The organism is Aestuariibaculum marinum, assembly GCF_014596975.1.
In the GTDB taxonomy this organism is placed as follows: domain Bacteria; phylum Bacteroidota; class Bacteroidia; order Flavobacteriales; family Flavobacteriaceae; genus Aestuariibaculum; species Aestuariibaculum marinum.
Genome location: NZ_JACVXD010000007.1, coordinates 95,631 through 111,544, shown reverse-complemented (window position 1 = coordinate 111,544; position 15,914 = coordinate 95,631). Strand labels below are relative to the sequence as shown.

At 37.2% G+C, this 15,914-nt stretch carries 9 protein-coding genes and 1 tRNA gene; 5 read left to right on the top strand and 5 right to left on the bottom strand.

The features are described 5' to 3' along the window. The first annotated feature begins 8 nt into the window (after nucleotides 1–8). Nucleotides 9–839 carry a universal stress protein gene (locus ICJ85_RS12385; protein WP_188224111.1) on the top strand — a complete coding sequence of 277 codons (831 nt, stop codon included), beginning with the start codon at nucleotides 9–11 and terminating at the stop codon, nucleotides 837–839. Between the two features lie 69 nt (nucleotides 840–908). Here the strand turns inward: ICJ85_RS12385 and ICJ85_RS12380 are convergent. Then, nucleotides 909–981: transfer RNA gene (locus ICJ85_RS12380), tRNA-Gln, on the bottom strand. A gap of 152 nt (nucleotides 982–1,133) precedes the next feature. Here ICJ85_RS12380 and ICJ85_RS12375 point away from each other — a divergent pair. Next, a complete protein-coding gene (locus ICJ85_RS12375) occupies nucleotides 1,134–4,445 on the top strand; it encodes a DUF2723 domain-containing protein (RefSeq protein ID WP_188224110.1) in 3,312 nt (1,103 codons plus the stop codon). 3 nt (nucleotides 4,446–4,448) lie between these two features. Further along, a complete protein-coding gene (locus tag ICJ85_RS12370) occupies nucleotides 4,449–5,102 on the top strand; it encodes a polysaccharide deacetylase family protein (protein ID WP_188224109.1) in 654 nt (217 codons plus the stop codon). Here the strand turns inward: ICJ85_RS12370 and ICJ85_RS12365 are convergent. The 3 genes from ICJ85_RS12365 to ICJ85_RS12355 form a co-directional block, all read right to left on the bottom strand. After that, nucleotides 5,099–5,395 (bottom strand): thioredoxin family protein, encoded by a 297-nt coding sequence (locus ICJ85_RS12365; protein ID WP_188224108.1) that lies wholly within the window; start codon nucleotides 5,393–5,395, stop codon nucleotides 5,099–5,101. The genes ICJ85_RS12370 and ICJ85_RS12365 overlap by 4 nt on opposite strands. 193 nt (nucleotides 5,396–5,588) lie before the next feature. Further along, nucleotides 5,589–6,824 (bottom strand): metallophosphoesterase, encoded by a 1,236-nt coding sequence (locus ICJ85_RS12360; protein WP_188224107.1) that lies wholly within the window; start codon nucleotides 6,822–6,824, stop codon nucleotides 5,589–5,591. Between the two features lie 100 nt (nucleotides 6,825–6,924). Next, on the bottom strand, nucleotides 6,925–7,656 hold the full coding sequence (locus ICJ85_RS12355; protein WP_188224106.1) for a copper homeostasis protein CutC: 732 nt from the start codon (nucleotides 7,654–7,656) through the stop codon (nucleotides 6,925–6,927). A 146-nt stretch (nucleotides 7,657–7,802) separates the two neighbouring features. Between ICJ85_RS12355 and polA the strand changes: the two genes are divergently transcribed. Both polA and ICJ85_RS12345 read left to right on the top strand, forming a co-directional pair. Then, nucleotides 7,803–10,655 (top strand): DNA polymerase I, encoded by a 2,853-nt coding sequence (gene polA / locus ICJ85_RS12350; protein ID WP_188224105.1) that lies wholly within the window; start codon nucleotides 7,803–7,805, stop codon nucleotides 10,653–10,655. A 161-nt stretch (nucleotides 10,656–10,816) separates the two neighbouring features. Further along, complete coding sequence (locus ICJ85_RS12345) at nucleotides 10,817–13,606, top strand: alpha/beta hydrolase family protein (RefSeq protein ID WP_188224104.1); 2,790 nt, start codon at nucleotides 10,817–10,819, stop codon at nucleotides 13,604–13,606. Nucleotides 13,607–13,672: 66 nt separating this feature from the next. Here ICJ85_RS12345 and ICJ85_RS12340 read toward each other — a convergent pair whose 3' ends face one another. Next, complete coding sequence (locus ICJ85_RS12340) at nucleotides 13,673–15,619, bottom strand: YgiQ family radical SAM protein (protein WP_188224103.1); 1,947 nt, start codon at nucleotides 15,617–15,619, stop codon at nucleotides 13,673–13,675. Nucleotides 15,620–15,914 lie beyond the last annotated feature (295 nt).

Genomic DNA, 15,914 nt, shown 5'->3' with positions numbered 1-15,914 from the left:
ACACAGCAATGAAAAGAATTCTTGTCCCCACCGATTTTTCTACCGAATCTGAAAATGCACTTAAGGTTGCAGCCCAGCTAGCGAAAAAACATAAGTGCGAATTACACCTGCTACATATTCTAGAAATACCCTTACATCAGGTAGACCCAATTAGCGGTTTTAGTGAATTACCTGAAGCTATATTTTTCATGAAACTGGCTCACAAACAATTCACCGAGCTAAGAGAAAAAAGCTACTTAAAGGATATCAAAATTCAGGAACACGTAGAGTTTCATGAAATCTTTAAAGGTGTCTTTCATGTTTGCAAAAAACAAAACATCGATTTAGTAGTTATGGGATCGAGTGGTGCCAACGGATTAAAAGAAATATTTATTGGAAGTAATACCGAAAAAGTTGTCCGTACATCAGAAGTACCCGTGTTAGTTATTAAAAATGAACACAACAATTTTAGTGTTGAAAATATGGTATACGCATCAGATTTTGAAACCGACAGCCAAAGCGCCTTTGAGAGCGCAGTAGGTTTTGCTAAACTTTTTAAAAGCAAACTTCATTTGGTAATGGTTAATACACCAAACTTTTTTATAACAACCGACGAGGCCAAAGCCAAAATAGAAAACTTCACCAAAGATTTCAATATTAAAGATTACACAACGGTAATATATAATGATGCCAGTGTAGAAAGCGGCATTTTAAACTATGCCAAGTCTGTTTCTGCCGACTTAGTAAGCATCAGTACACATGGCAGAAAAGGTCTATCTCATTTTTTTAACGGCAGCATTAGCGAAGATTTGGTAAACCATGCCAATCGACCAATTATGACATTCAAAATCAAAGAATAAATTCCTTTTACATTTAAATTTAAAGCAAAAAAAATCCTAATCTATATAGATTAGGATTTTGCAATTTTGTTGGCCTACTAGGGCTCGAACCTAGACTCTTCTGGACCAAAACCAGACGTGTTGCCAATTACACCATAGGCCAGTACCTGTTTGCGGGTGCAAATTTATAACAAAGTTTGGTTTCCACAAGTTTTTTTCAAAAAAATTTTTATTCCTCACTTAAGGTTTCCTTAAAAAGGTATTCAATACCATATTTATTATTAAATTCGCCTTCGTAAAAATAAAGAAAAATCCATGACCAATTTCAACTTTAAGAAGTGGAATACCATTTTAGGATGGTTTGCTTTTTTAATTGCTCTAATCACATACACCTTAACTACCGAACCTACTGTAAGCTTTTGGGATGCCGGAGAATATATTTTAACCTCTGCAAAATTACAAGTTGGTCACCCACCGGGAGCTCCTTTGTTCCAAATGCTAGGTGCTTTCTTCTCAATGTTTGCTTTAGAACCATCGCAGGTTGGTTTTATGATGAATATGATGAGTGCTATCTCCAGTGCTTTCACTATACTGTTTATGTTCTGGACAATCACCCTATTATTAAAGAAACTAATAGGTCATGACGAAGAATTAAGCGCAAACAAAAGCTTAGCTATTTTAGGAAGTGGTTTAGTGGGTAGTTTAGCGTTCACCTTCACCGATTCGTTTTGGTTTAACGCTGTAGAAACCGAAGTATATGCTATGGCTACCTTAATAATGTCTGTTTTGTTCTGGTTAGGGTTACGCTGGGAGCAGGACATGGACAAACCAAGAGGTAACCGCTGGCTTATTTTAATCTCCTTTATTATTGGTCTTTCTTTTGGAGTACACTTTATGGGATTATTAACCATACCTGCCATTGGTTTAATCTACTACTTTAAAAACTACAAAACGATTACAGTTAAAAACTTCATTATTGCCAATGTCGCTTCAGTAGCTGTTTTATTATTTGTATTTAAATTATTAGCACCTAATATTCTTAAAATATTTAGTGCTTCAGAAATTTTCTTTATCAATACTATTGGTCTTCCGTTTAATTCCGGAACCATTATCGCTGGCATTGTACTAGTCGCTATTATTTTTTACGCTTTAAAATATACCAGAACAAAAGGGTATATACATTTAAACACTACTGTTCTTTGTTTAACCTTTGTTATTGTCGGGTTCTCCACCTGGTTAATGCTACCTATACGTGCTAACGCCAATACAGTAATTAACGAAAATAACCCATCGAGTGCCCGAGAGCTTCTAGCGTACTATAACTTAGAACAGTATCCTGAAACCCACTTATTTTATGGGCCACAGTTCACCGATCAATATGCATTTTTAGATGAAAACAATCCGTACATAGACGACAAACCTAAGTACGAGAAAGACGAAGAGAAAGGCAAATATGTGGTTGTAAACGATTATAAAAACGCCAAACAAAATTACAACTCAAAACACGCATCTTACCTACCACGTATGTGGAGTCCGGAGCATGCTGAAAACTACATGATGTTTACCGGGTTTTTGAATTTCAAACTAAAACCCGACTACCAAATGGACAACCAGCTGCGCAGCGCAGTTAATCAGTTTAGAAACGATGTAGCTCAGGGTAATGTAGATCGTGAAGGATATAACACCTTTTTAAAACGATTTAAAAGCTATATTGACATTGAAAAACCAAGTTTAGCCGACAACATTAAATATATGTTCCAATACCAGCTAGGTTACATGTACTGGCGTTATTTTATGTGGAACTTCTCTGGAAGACAAGATGATATTCAAGGAAGATACGATAATCATGGTAACTGGATTACCGGCATTAAACCTATAGACGAAAAACTACTTGGTTTATCACAAGACAATCTGCCAAGCGATGTTAAGAATAACAAAGCCAGAAACACCTATTACTTATTACCTTTTATATTAGGTTTAATTGGGTTCTTCTTCTTATTCAATAAAGACAAGAAATTATTCTGGACTATGTTGGTTTTCTTCCTGTTTACAGGAGTTGCCATTCAAGTATACACCAATGTTCGTCCGTTTGAACCGAGAGAGCGAGACTATTCCGTCGTAGGATCATTCTACGTGTTTGCCCTTTGGATTGGCTTCGGAGTTTATGCCATTTACGACGCCGTTAAAAAACTAGCACCGTCAAAACTAACGGCACCAGCTATTACTATTGCTTGTTTAATTTTAGTGCCAGGGATTTTGGCTGCCAATAACTGGGATGATCATGATCGCTCAGGAAAATACACCGCAAATTCAATGGCTAAAATGTATCTGGATTCCTGTGAAGAAAACGGGATTTTATTCACCATTGGTGATAACGATACGTTTGCCCTTTGGTACGCTCAGGAAATCGAGGGCTACAGAACAGATGTTCGCGTAGTAAATACCAGTTTATTCCAAACCGACTGGTATATAGACCAAATGAAACGTAAAGCATATGAGAGTGACCCAATTCCATCTCAGCTAACACACAACTTGTATCAGTGGGGTACTAACGACTATATTGTTATTGAAGAGGTTATTCCTGACACATTACAGGTAAAACAGTTTTTAGATTTTATTGCCAGCGATAATCCTAAAACCAAATACAAATACGTTTTACAGCAAAACAATATCGACCTTTCTCAAGTACGTCGTCAAGATTTAAATGCAAGCTATTTACCTACGCGTCATTTACGCCTTCCGGTAAATAAAGAAAATGCTTTAAAATCGGGTATTGTAAAACCAAAAGATGCCGATAAGATTGTACCTTATATCGACCTGACCATAAGCGGTAACGCACTATTCAAAAACCGTTTATTAATGTTAGATGTTATTGCCAATAATGACTGGAAACGCCCTATTTACTTTACTGGCGGAAGTTTTGGTGACGACGACTATGTCTGGATGAAGGACTACTTACAGCTAGACGGTTTATGCTATAAGTTAGTTCCTATAAAAACCCCTATCGATAAATCCAATCCGTTTGATATGGGCCGTGTTGATAGTGAATTGATGTACGAAAAAGTGAAAAACTGGTATTGGGGTAACAGTGGAAGCCCTGATATTTACCACGACCCTGAAACACGTAAAAACTCTATTACCTACAGAAGTAATTTAGCACGTTTAATTGAACAGTTATTAAACGAAAACAAACTGGATAAAGCTGAAGAAATAGCCGATATTGCTATGACTAATATGCCAGTAGATTATTTTGGTTACTATACGTTATTAGAACCTTATATCAGCGCTTATTACGAAGTAGGCAACAAAGAAAAAGCCCAAAACTTATTCAAACAAGTAGCTGAAAAATACCAAGAAAATTTATCGTATTACAGCAGTTTATCTGTCGACAGCCAGAACAGAATGTTCGAAGAGATTTATACTGATATTCAGCGTTACAAAGCCTTAGTAGATGTTTTAGTACAATACGACCCTAAGTTCGCTGAAACCGAAGGTGATATTTTTAACAATCACTTAATGCTGTTCAAACACTTCTATGGTGACCAGACCGATGAAGATTACTATTCACCAGAAGAAGAGGATACAACTTTCAGTCCACAGGATAGCAGTGCAGAGATCTTAGATTAAAAGATGCCAACCTCTTTTGTAAAAATACCGGTAGTTATAAAAAAGATGTTCCCAAACTATGTTTGGGACATCCCAACTACCGACAAAATTATTTACCTCACCTTTGATGACGGTCCGACACCAGACATTACAAACTGGACGTTAGACACACTTAAAACCTACAACGCCAAAGCCACTTTTTTCTGTATTGGCAATAATGTAGAAAAACATCCGGAAATCCTTCAGAACATTTTAAAGGAAGGGCATGCTATCGGCAACCACACACATAATCACCTTAAAGGCTGGAAAACGGCAACACCGGATTATCTAGGGAATATAAAACAAGCGCAAGCCACAATTGAAAACCAACAATTTAAAGGCAAGCCTGTAACGACAAACCTGTTTAGAGCGCCTTACGGAAAACTAAAACCCAGGCAAGGCAAGCAATTATTAGACTTAGGATATAAGATTATTATGTGGGATATTATTTCGTTCGACTGGGATAAAAACATCCGGGAAGAGGACTGCTTAGATAATGTTATTTCTAAAACTGAAAACGGAAGTGTGGTTGTGTTTCACGATAGCCTTAAAGCTGCAAAAAACATGCAATACGCCTTACCAAAAGTATTAGAACACTTTACAAAAAAAGGATATCGCTTTGAATCGATTCCATATTAAATATACTGCTGAACAATTCCAATAATGGTATTAGCATCCTGTTCTCCACTATGACGCCATTTCATTTCGCCATTTTTATAAATAATTAATGTTGGTATGGCTTTTACACGTAAGGCTTCGGCAAGTTCTCCGTTTTTCTCAACGTCAATCTTAATCACTTTCGCCTTATCGCCTAGTGCCGCCGCAACATCTCTTAAAACAGCGTGCATTGTAGAAGATTGTTCATTCCAGTCGGTAAAAAAGTCTAACAAGACTGGAATTTCCACATCAATAAGTTCCCCAAATTTTGACATACTTTATTGTTTATGAGTCAAATATACGATTACAAACCTACACATTTTTTTCATATTACGAATATTCGTATAGTTTTATAGCACATTTAACAATGCCTTATTATAAAAATACGCAATTTCTTTAGGAAACACAACATTTCCTGAAGAATGGGTTTTCAATACTAATTAGTACTGTTTTCTGGAAAACTTAAGGTTAAGCTGTAGCTGTCCCTTTTTTAAGCTCAATAACCGTAATTTCAGGCCAAATACCAACGCGACCCGGGAATGCCAGATAGCCAAATCCTCGATTCACATTAAGAAACTGCCCCATTTCATTATACATACCTGCCCAGTATTTATAACGCCATTTCGCTGGACTCCATTTAAACCAACCCGGAATTTCAATTCCAAATTGCATACCATGAGTATGCCCACTTAAGGTTAAATGGTAATGGTAGTCATCATCTTTTACTTTCTTTTCCCAGTGTGTCGGGTCATGGCTCATTAAAATTTTAAAGTCATTGGCATGCACGTCTTTTGTAGCTTTCTTTAAATCACCGGCTTTTTTAAAGCCTCCTGTTCCCCAGTTCTCAACACCAACCAGAGCCAATCGCTGTCCGCCACGCTCTATAAATCGGCTTTCATTCAACAACAAATCGAAACCGATTTCTTTTTGATGTGCTTTTAAATCTTCAAGGTTTTGATGCTTTGCTGCTTCAGAATTCCAAGACACATAATCACCATAATCATGATTCCCCAACACAGAATACAACCCATCTTTTGCTTTTAACTTTCCAAAGATCCCAAGATAAGGTTTCAACTCTTCAGCTTTGTTATTTACCATATCACCCGTGAACAAAATAACATCACTCTCCTGCTCATTAATCAGGTTAATAGCATAATCCACTTTATTGACATCGTCAAAACTTCCGGAATGAATATCACTCACCTGAGTGACTTTGTAACCATCAAAAGCATCGGGTAAATCCTCGAATGTTAAAGTATATTTTAAAACTTTAAAGTTATATTTTCCTTTATAAATACCGTAGATGATAGACGCAAACGGAATCGCTGCAACCCCTAAAGCAATCTTACTAATAAAGTCACGACGCGAAGCAAAATAATTTCCTTCTGCCGAGCTTCCTTCAGTAAAATACCTGTAAATCGCTTGAGGAACTCTAAAGATGTCTTCACCCAACATAGCGATTAATACAATCATTTTGGGTACTAACAAAGCAATGAAGAATCCGAATGCAAAGGCATGCCTGTGACTAAAGCCATCACTTCTATTAAAACCATAGTAATTGTAAACAAAATTACCGATAACTAATAGAGAAATCAGCCAATACAAGCCCAAAACCCAATTGTTTTTTGTAATCGTTCTGAAAGCCTGGAAGGCATATAAATCGGCGATGATATATATTAAAATAAAGATGAGCCAACGCATCATAGTTCTTTTTTTATCAAATATAACTGAATTTCAACAGTAAAATAAACCTTAAAATGGTTTTAACGCCACCTTAAGAATTAACTGTAAGCAAGATAAGACACTAAACATCAGAACTGGTAACCCTCAAAATTTTCTTGATGGTTTCGATATCGGAATAGGATTTAATAGTTTCATCAAAAAACTTGGCACTATTCATAGAGACCTTTGGTGCATTAATAACAGTCTCGATGGTTGATGCCGACACATGAATCTCAGAAAAACCTGCTGCTTTAAACTTAGCAGCATTTTCAGGTTTTATACCTCCCCCAGGAAGAATATTTAGCTCATCTCCCGTTTTCGCTTTTAACTCTTGAAGTAAATTCAATCCTTTTTCAGCAGAAGATTCCTGTCCCGAAGTTAGAATCCGATTGACGCCTAAGGCTTTTAATTGTTCTAATGCTACTTGCGGATCAGGCACCCAATCGAAGGCACGATGAAAAGTAAAAGCCAATGGTTTTGAAAGTTCAATGAGTTCCTTTGTCTTTTCAATATCAATAGAATGACCTTGCGTCAAAACGCCAGAAACAATGCCTGCACACCCCAACTCCTTACACATAGTAATATCCTGTTTCATAATCTCCACCTCCTCATCGCTAAATGTAAAATTGCCACTTCTTGGACGAATTAACACAAAAACGGGAATGAACAACGTATCAACCACTTTTTTAACAAGTCCGAAGGACGGTGTTACTCCTCCAACTGCCAGTTCCGAACACAACTCAATACGATGCGCTCCGGCCTTTTCAGCATTCAGCGCTGATTCAAATGAGTTTGCACAAACTTCTACTACCATAATTTTCAATTATTAAACAAATATAGAGATTCAAAAAGACTAAACAGTCACACTAAAAATTGATTTTAAAACACGCCTCAACCTATTTAAACGGCAATTATCTCGTAAGTTTTTGTAGTTTTGAACTTCTTATCAAAACAAACATTATGTCCGATCAAAAACGTCTATTTTTAGTTGATGCCTACGCTTTAATTTTCCGTGGGTATTACGCATTTATAAAAAACCCCAGAATTAACAGCAAAGGTATTGACACCTCTGCCATTATGGGATTTATGAATTCACTTTTAGATGTTATTAAACGCGAAAGACCTGACCATTTAGCCGTTTGTTTCGATAAAGGCGGCAGCACTGATCGCGTGGAAATGTTCGAGGCTTATAAAGCGAATCGTGATGAAACTCCGGAAGCTATTAAAGTGGCTGTACCCTATATTCAGGAAATCCTTAAAGCCATGCATATTCCTATTATGGTAAAAGAAGGTTATGAAGCTGATGATGTAATAGGAACCCTTTCTAAACAAGCCGAAAAACAAGGCTACCAAACCTTTATGGTAACCCCAGATAAAGACTTTGCTCAGTTGGTTTCTGAAAATATTTTTATGTACCGCCCAAAATCGTTCGGTGGCGGTTATGAAACCTGGGGCATTGAAGAAGTTAAAAAGAAATTTGAAGTGACAGATCCGCTGCAGGTGATTGACTACTTAGGCATGATGGGAGACGCCAGCGACAACATTCCTGGATTACCGGGCGTAGGCGACAAAACCGCCAAAAAGTTTATCGCAGCGTACGGAAGTATGGAGGGCTTACTGGAAAACACCCATGAACTTAAAGGCAAAATGAAAGAGAAAGTTGAAGCCAATAAAGAGCTCGGCTTACTTTCTAAAAAACTAGCCACTATTATGCTGGATGTTCCTGTAGAATTTGATGAACATGATTTTGAAATGTCTACACCTGACACAGAAAAAGTAACAGCTATTTTTAACGATTTAGAATTCAGACAGCTTTTAACTAATTTCTTAAAAACCTTTTCGGCAACTACAGAAACCACTACCCCTCAAGCAACTGCTAATACTGAAACCACTACAAAAACAACAGAAACCAAAAAAGAACCGGCATCGGCTGGTGCTGGACAGTTTTCTCTTTTTGGAGGTGGTGATGAAGAAACTGAAACAACAACAGAATACACTAGAAAAACAGCTGAAACCACTTCGCATTTTTACCAAAGTGTGGCTTCAGGCATGGCCACCAAGCTATTCATTAAAAACTTAATGAATCAGACATCAGTGTGTTTTGATACTGAAACCACAGACCTAAACCCATTAGCTGCGGAATTAGTTGGTATTGCATTTTCATGGGAAACCGGCAAAGGATTTTATCTGCCATTCCCTGAAGATAAAAACGAAGCTCAGGAACTAATCGAACAATTACGTCCATTTTTTGAAAGTGAAACCATCGAAAAAATTGGTCAGAATTTAAAATACGATATTAAAGTTTTAGCCAAATACAACATCACGGTTAAAGGAAAATTATTTGATACTATGCTGGCCCATTATCTGATTAATCCGGATATGCGTCATAACATGGATGTTCTGGCTGAAACCTATTTAAACTACACGCCAATTCCTATTGAAACCCTAATTGGTAAGAAAGGAAAAAATCAACTATCGATGCGTCAGGTTGCTTTAGACAAGCAAACCGAATATGCCGTTGAAGACGCCGATATCACCCTTCAGCTTAAAGAACATTTTGAAAAAGAATTAGGTGAAGCCAATACGCAAAAACTATTTGATGATATTGAAATTCCATTACTCCGTGTTTTAGCAGCTATGGAAATTGAAGGTATTAACTTAGATAAAGACTTCTTAAACAGTCTGGCTGAACAGTTAAACAACGATATTAAAACACTGGAAAGTAAAATTTACGAAATTGCCGGTGAAGAATTCAACATCGCTTCACCAAAGCAGCTAGGTGATATTTTATTTGACAAACTAAAACTGGTTGATAAACCGAAAAAGACCAAAACTGGACAATATGCAACATCTGAAGACATATTAAGCTACCTGGCTAAAGACCACGACATCATTCAATATATTTTAGATTTCAGAGGACTTTCGAAACTAAAAAGTACTTACGTTGATGCTTTACCGCTTCAGGTTGACACTAACGACCATCGTGTTCATACCGATTACATGCAAACTGTTGCTGCAACCGGACGTTTAAGCAGCAACAACCCGAACTTACAAAACATACCGATTCGTACAGAGCGCGGACGCCAGGTGCGTAAGGCCTTTGTACCTCGAAATGAAGATTACACGTTACTCGCTGCCGATTACAGTCAGATTGAGCTTCGTATTATTGCGGCTTTAAGTGAGGAAGAAACCATGATTAACGCCTTTAAACACGGTGAAGATATTCACGCCTCTACCGCTTCAAAAGTGTTTAATGTACCGATTGAAGAAGTCACTCGTGAACAGCGTAGCAATGCAAAAACCGTAAACTTCGGAATCATCTACGGGGTTTCTGCTTTCGGATTAAGCAACCAAACCAATTTATCGCGTAGCGAAGCCAAAGAACTTATCGATACCTATTATGAAACCTATCCGAAGTTAAAAAACTACATCAGCCAACAAGTCGATTTTGCTCGCGACCATGGTTATGTACAAACCGTCTTAGGACGCCGCCGTTACTTAAAAGATATTAATTCACGTAACGCTGTGGTTCGTGGTGCTGCCGAACGTAATGCCGTAAACGCACCAATTCAAGGTAGCGCTGCCGATATTATTAAAATCGCTATGATTAATATTCATAAGAAATTAGAAACGGGCAATTTTAAAACTAAAATGCTACTTCAGGTGCATGATGAATTGGTATTCGATGTATACAAACCAGAACTCGACACCATTAAAACCTTAGTAAAAACCGAAATGGAAAACGCCTACCAATTGGCTGTGCCTTTAGATGTCGATTTAGGCACTGGTGACAACTGGTTAGAGGCGCATTAATAAACTGACCAAAATTCTTTTAAAGCCTGATGTTACTACGTCAGGCTTTTTCATTTCAAAATCTGCTTAACCCATTGTGTTAAACTTAATTTAACAATTGGCTCAACTTCATCTTATTAACTATTTTTAACAACTAATCATTATAACTTAATATTTAATAGATGAAATTAAGCTTTACCTACCTCCTTATTCTCATATCTTTTACAGCACTTGCACAAAAAAAGACATTAGAATTCGATGACATCCAACAATGGAACAGCATAAAAAATGAAACCATTTCCCCGAACGGCGATTTTGTAGCCTACGATTTAGAACAAGACAACTCCGATAGCCACCTTCATTTAAACTCCGGTAAAGGAGAAACTTTATTAGAATACTTTCGAGCATCTCAAGGTCAATTTAGTTACGACTCTAAATTTTTAGCATTCACCATAAAACCTCTAAAAGACAGTGTTGATAAAATGCTTCGCCAAAAGGTTAAAAAAGATAACCTTCCTAAAGATTCCTTAGGTATTTATAATCTTGACACTAAAGAACTAGATAAAATAGCCAATGTAAAATCGTATCAATTACCCAAAAAATGGTCGGGTTACATTGCTTATGTATTAGAAGATATTAAAGCTCCTAAAAAAGAAAATAAAACGGATAGCACTGAAACAAAAGAAGATAAAAAAGAAGCAAAACCTAAAAAGGTAAGTAAAACGAATGGTTATCATTTAGTGATTAGAAACCTTAACACTAAAGCACAAGACACTTTTAAATATGTCACCCATTACACCTTTGCCAAAACAGGGAAAACCTTAGCATTTTCAACGACTGGTAAAAAAGATAACGAAGGTGAAGGCGTTTATATCTATGATTTCAATACATCGAAATTAACCAATATCTACTCTGGTAAGAAAGCCAAATACAACAAATTAAGCTTTAGCGAAACCGGAGCGCGTTTTGCTTTCGTAGTCGATGCCGATACTACTAAGGTACAAATTAGACCAAACGAACTTTACATTTGGAAAACCGGCGAACAGACGGCAACTAAACTTTACGATAACAACACAACACCTGAAGGTTATTTGGTATCTAAAGATGGTGCTATTACATTTTCTAAAGACGAATCAAAATTATATTTCGGTTTAAGAAAACCGCCTATTATCAAGGACACAACTTTATTAAAAGATGAAATTGTTAACGTAGAAGTCTGGACTTATAACGAACCGAGGCTATACACAGTTCAGGAATTACAGGTAAAAAACGACACCATTAAATCCTACGAAACGGTTTATAATTTCAATACAAAAAAAACAGTTCAGATTGAAACGGAAGCGTTCCCTTATTCTATTACTACCGATAAAGGCAACTCTAATATCACATTAGTAAACACACCTATGCCTTATGCTTTAGAAAGTCAGTGGACAGGAAGACGGCTTAAAGATTACGCCATTATTGACACCAAAACCGGAACACAAAAAGTCATCTTAAAACAAACACCCAACGCTTCTTTAAGTCCGAAAGGCGAATTTGTATTTGGTTACCATTCTATCGATAGCACTTGGTTTACTTACAATGTAAAGACCGATAAATATCTCGAATTAACTAAAAACAAGCCTTTTTACGACGAACTAAACGACTCTCCTGATTTCCCTAGATCATATGGCGCTGCAGGATGGTTAGAAGATGACAACTCTATCTTATTATACGACCGTTACGACATCTGGAAATTTAATCCTAAGACAGGAGAAGCAACCAACCTAACAAACGGACGTGAAAGCAAAACAGTATACCGCTACATTAAATTAGATAAGGAAGAAGAATCAATAAGCCCGAAAGACAAATGGCTGCTTTCTACTTTTAATGAAGCAACAAAAGCTGGCGGTTACGCTGAATTTAACCCCAGAAATAATTCTTTAAAGCAACTTGAGGAAGGCGATTTTAACTACAGCAGACCAACAAAAGCAGAGTTAAGTGACAAACTATTATTTACACGGGAATCGTTTGTTGAGTTTCCGAATTTAAGACTCACCGATTTTAGCTTCAAAAAGCAAACAGTTTTAAGTGATGCGAATCCGCAACAAAAAGACTACAACTGGGGAACCATTGAATTGGTAAAATGGACCTCTCTTGATGGTGAAGAAATGGAAGGTTTACTAGCGAAACCTGAAAACTTCGATCCGAACAAAAAATACCCGATGATTGTTAATTTCTATGAGCGTAGTTCTGATGATATCCACAGACACCGACCACCATCGTTTGTGCGTTCAACCATTAGCTATAGCTACTATACAAGTCGTGGTTATGTTATTTTTAATCCGGATGTAAAATACCGTGAAGGCTACCCTGGCGAAAGCGCCTTAAGTTGTGTGGTTTCTGGTACCAATACCATTATTAAAAAAGGATTTATAGACAAAGACAATATTGGTTTACAAGGCCATAGCTGGGGAGGGTATCAAATCGCCTATCTGGTAACCAAAACCGATATGTTTAAAGCTGCCGAATCTGGCGCCCCTGTTGCTAATATGATTAGTGCTTACGGTGGTATTCGCTGGTGGACCGGTTTAAGCCGACAATTTCAATACGAACACACCCAAAGTCGTATTGGCGGAACCCCTTGGGAATACCCTATGCGTTATATTGAAAATTCACCAATCTTCAACATTGATAAAATCAATACACCATTACTGATTCTACATAACGATGCTGACGGACACGTGCCGTGGTATCAAGGTATTGAATTTTTCGTGAGCTTACGCCGTTTAGGGAAACCGGCCTGGTTCTTAAATTATAACGACGAACCACACTGGCCATTGAAATACCAGAACAGAAAGGACTTTACCTTGAGAAAATCTCAGTTTTTTGACTATTACTTACAAGGTGCACCTAAACCCCTTTGGATGGAACGCGGAGTTCCTGCAGTTGAAAAAGGAATTAATCAGGGGTATGAACTGATAGAGGAATAGCAATACCTCTAAACATATAGACAACAAAAAGCCTTGTATTGAATACAAGGCTTTTTGTTTTACGAATTAACGTTTCTTATTTTTAGATTTAAACTTCGCTTTATTTTTACGCTGATTAAATGGCACAGCATCATTAAAGGTATGCTTCGGTTTCCCCGGTTTATTTTTACGCCACGAATCATTTTCAGGCAGTAATACTTTTAATAAATCCTGACGCCCTAATTTATTTAGTGTATTTCTAATCCAGGCTTTATTTTCATCTTTATACCAAAAGAAGAAACGATGTTGTTCGTCTTTCTCTTTTCTGGTTTTAGGTGTTCTTACTTTCTTTAAGGTATACGGATGATAGCCACTGTAATAAATTACCGTTGCCACCGTCATTGGTGTTGGCGTAAAGCCTTGTACCTGCTCTAACTGGAAGCCCATATCTTTGGTTTCCGCCGCCAGATTTGCCATATCTTCAGCTTCACATGCCGGATGATTGGATATGAAATAAGGAATTAACTGAAGCTTTAATTTGTGCTTCACATTTATCTTATCGAAACGCTCCTTAAACTTATGAAAATAACTAAAGGACGGTTTCCGCATCAATTTCAATACCGGATCACTGGTATGTTCTGGCGCTACTTTTAGTCGACCAGAAACATGCTTGGTCATCACCTCTTCAGTGTAATCATCAAGTTCTTTAGGATCGGCATTCTTATTGAATTCCGGCACCAGCATATCATGACGAATACCACTACCTATAAACGATTTCTTCACTTTTGGATGACTATCAACCGCCTGATACAATTCCGTTAACGGCTTATGAGACGTATCCAGATTACTACAAATAACGGGAGAAATACATGAAGGCGCCACACACTTATCGCATATAGACTGAATCTTACCCTTCATTTTATACATATTCGCACTTGGTCCGCCAATATCAGATAAGTAGCCTTTAAAGTCCGGCATATTGGCAACCTTATCAACTTCTTTTAAAATAGACTCCTGACTACGAGAAGCAATAAATTTCCCTTGATGCGCCGAAATGGTACAGAAACTACAGCCTCCAAAACATCCACGGTGAATATTAATGGAAAACTTAATCATTTCGAATGCTGGAATTGGTCCGCGCTTATTATATTTTGGGTGTGGTAATCGGGTGTATGGTAAATCGAACGACGCATCAATTTCTTCTTCCGTCATTGTTGGAAATGGTGGATTAATCATTAAGGTTTTATCGCCTACCTTTTGAAAAATTCGTCGCGCCGCTAACTTGTTAGACTCCTGTTCAATCACTTTAAAGTTAGAAGCATAGGCTTTTTTATCCTTTAAGCATGTTTCATGCGATGCGATTTCAACATCTTCCCAATTACTATTTTTTGGTATACTTTCGCCTTTCTTAACAAGAACTGCGGTTTGATTAATGGTATTTAAACTACTAAACGGCACACCCTTTTGCAGCAAACGTACAATCTCTCGCATAGGCTGCTCCCCCATACCATACACCAGCATATCGGCTTTAGAAGATTCTAAAATAGAAGGCATTAATTTATCGCTCCAATAATCGTAATGGGTGACACGGCGCAATGAGGCTTCAATACCCCCTATCAATACCGGAACATCAGGCCATTTCTCCTTTAATATATTCGAATACACAGTCGTAGCATAATCTGGACGAAACCCTATATCTCCATTTGGTGTATAAGCATCCTTATCTCGACGCTTTTTATTAGCGTTATAATTACTAATCATAGGATCCATACAGCCACCCGTTACCCCAAAAAATAATCGAGGGCGACCAAGCTTTACGAAATCCTGAAGATTATCGTTAACATTAGGCTGTGGAACAATAGCTACTTTTAACCCATAACTTTCCAAAGTACGGCCAATAACAGCCGGACCAAAGGTTGGATGATCCACATAAGCATCACCGCTGAACAGGATAACATCGAGTTCTTCCCATCCGCGTATCTTAACCTCTTTGTTAGTGGTAGGTAACCAATCTGAAAGTTGTAGTTCTTGCATAACGCTGCAAAAATAGTCAATTTATAAGTCTTGCTGTTTATTTATTAAAGCTTTATGATTTTTTTACCACCCTGAAACCCGAATTTGATGCCTTAACACGTTACTAAAAATTTTACCATTTGTTAAAACTTCGGTCCTTGAATTTATTTGTATAAGTACAAACAATTCATTATAATGTCTTTACATAATAATTATCCTATATTTTGCTAATTTAAAAAGCTGTATAAAAATAAGTTAGGAGTCTATTTGGTAATAAAATAATTAATCGTAAATTTGCAAACTCTTTTTGAGAGAG

What these genes read in the sequence shown, in the direction of transcription:
- ICJ85_RS12385 (WP_188224111.1), top strand. Translation starts at nt 9, where the DNA reads ATGAAAAGAATTCTTGTCCCCACCGATTTTTCTACCGAATCTGAAAAT.
- ICJ85_RS12375 (WP_188224110.1), top strand. Translation starts at nt 1,134, where the DNA reads ATGACCAATTTCAACTTTAAGAAGTGGAATACCATTTTAGGATGGTTT.
- ICJ85_RS12370 (WP_188224109.1), top strand. Translation starts at nt 4,449, where the DNA reads ATGCCAACCTCTTTTGTAAAAATACCGGTAGTTATAAAAAAGATGTTC.
- ICJ85_RS12365 (WP_188224108.1), bottom strand. Translation starts at nt 5,395, where the DNA reads ATGTCAAAATTTGGGGAACTTATTGATGTGGAAATTCCAGTCTTGTTA.
- ICJ85_RS12360 (WP_188224107.1), bottom strand. Translation starts at nt 6,824, where the DNA reads ATGATGCGTTGGCTCATCTTTATTTTAATATATATCATCGCCGATTTA.
- ICJ85_RS12355 (WP_188224106.1), bottom strand. Translation starts at nt 7,656, where the DNA reads ATGGTAGTAGAAGTTTGTGCAAACTCATTTGAATCAGCGCTGAATGCT.
- polA (WP_188224105.1), top strand. Translation starts at nt 7,803, where the DNA reads ATGTCCGATCAAAAACGTCTATTTTTAGTTGATGCCTACGCTTTAATT.
- ICJ85_RS12345 (WP_188224104.1), top strand. Translation starts at nt 10,817, where the DNA reads ATGAAATTAAGCTTTACCTACCTCCTTATTCTCATATCTTTTACAGCA.
- ICJ85_RS12340 (WP_188224103.1), bottom strand. Translation starts at nt 15,619, where the DNA reads ATGCAAGAACTACAACTTTCAGATTGGTTACCTACCACTAACAAAGAG.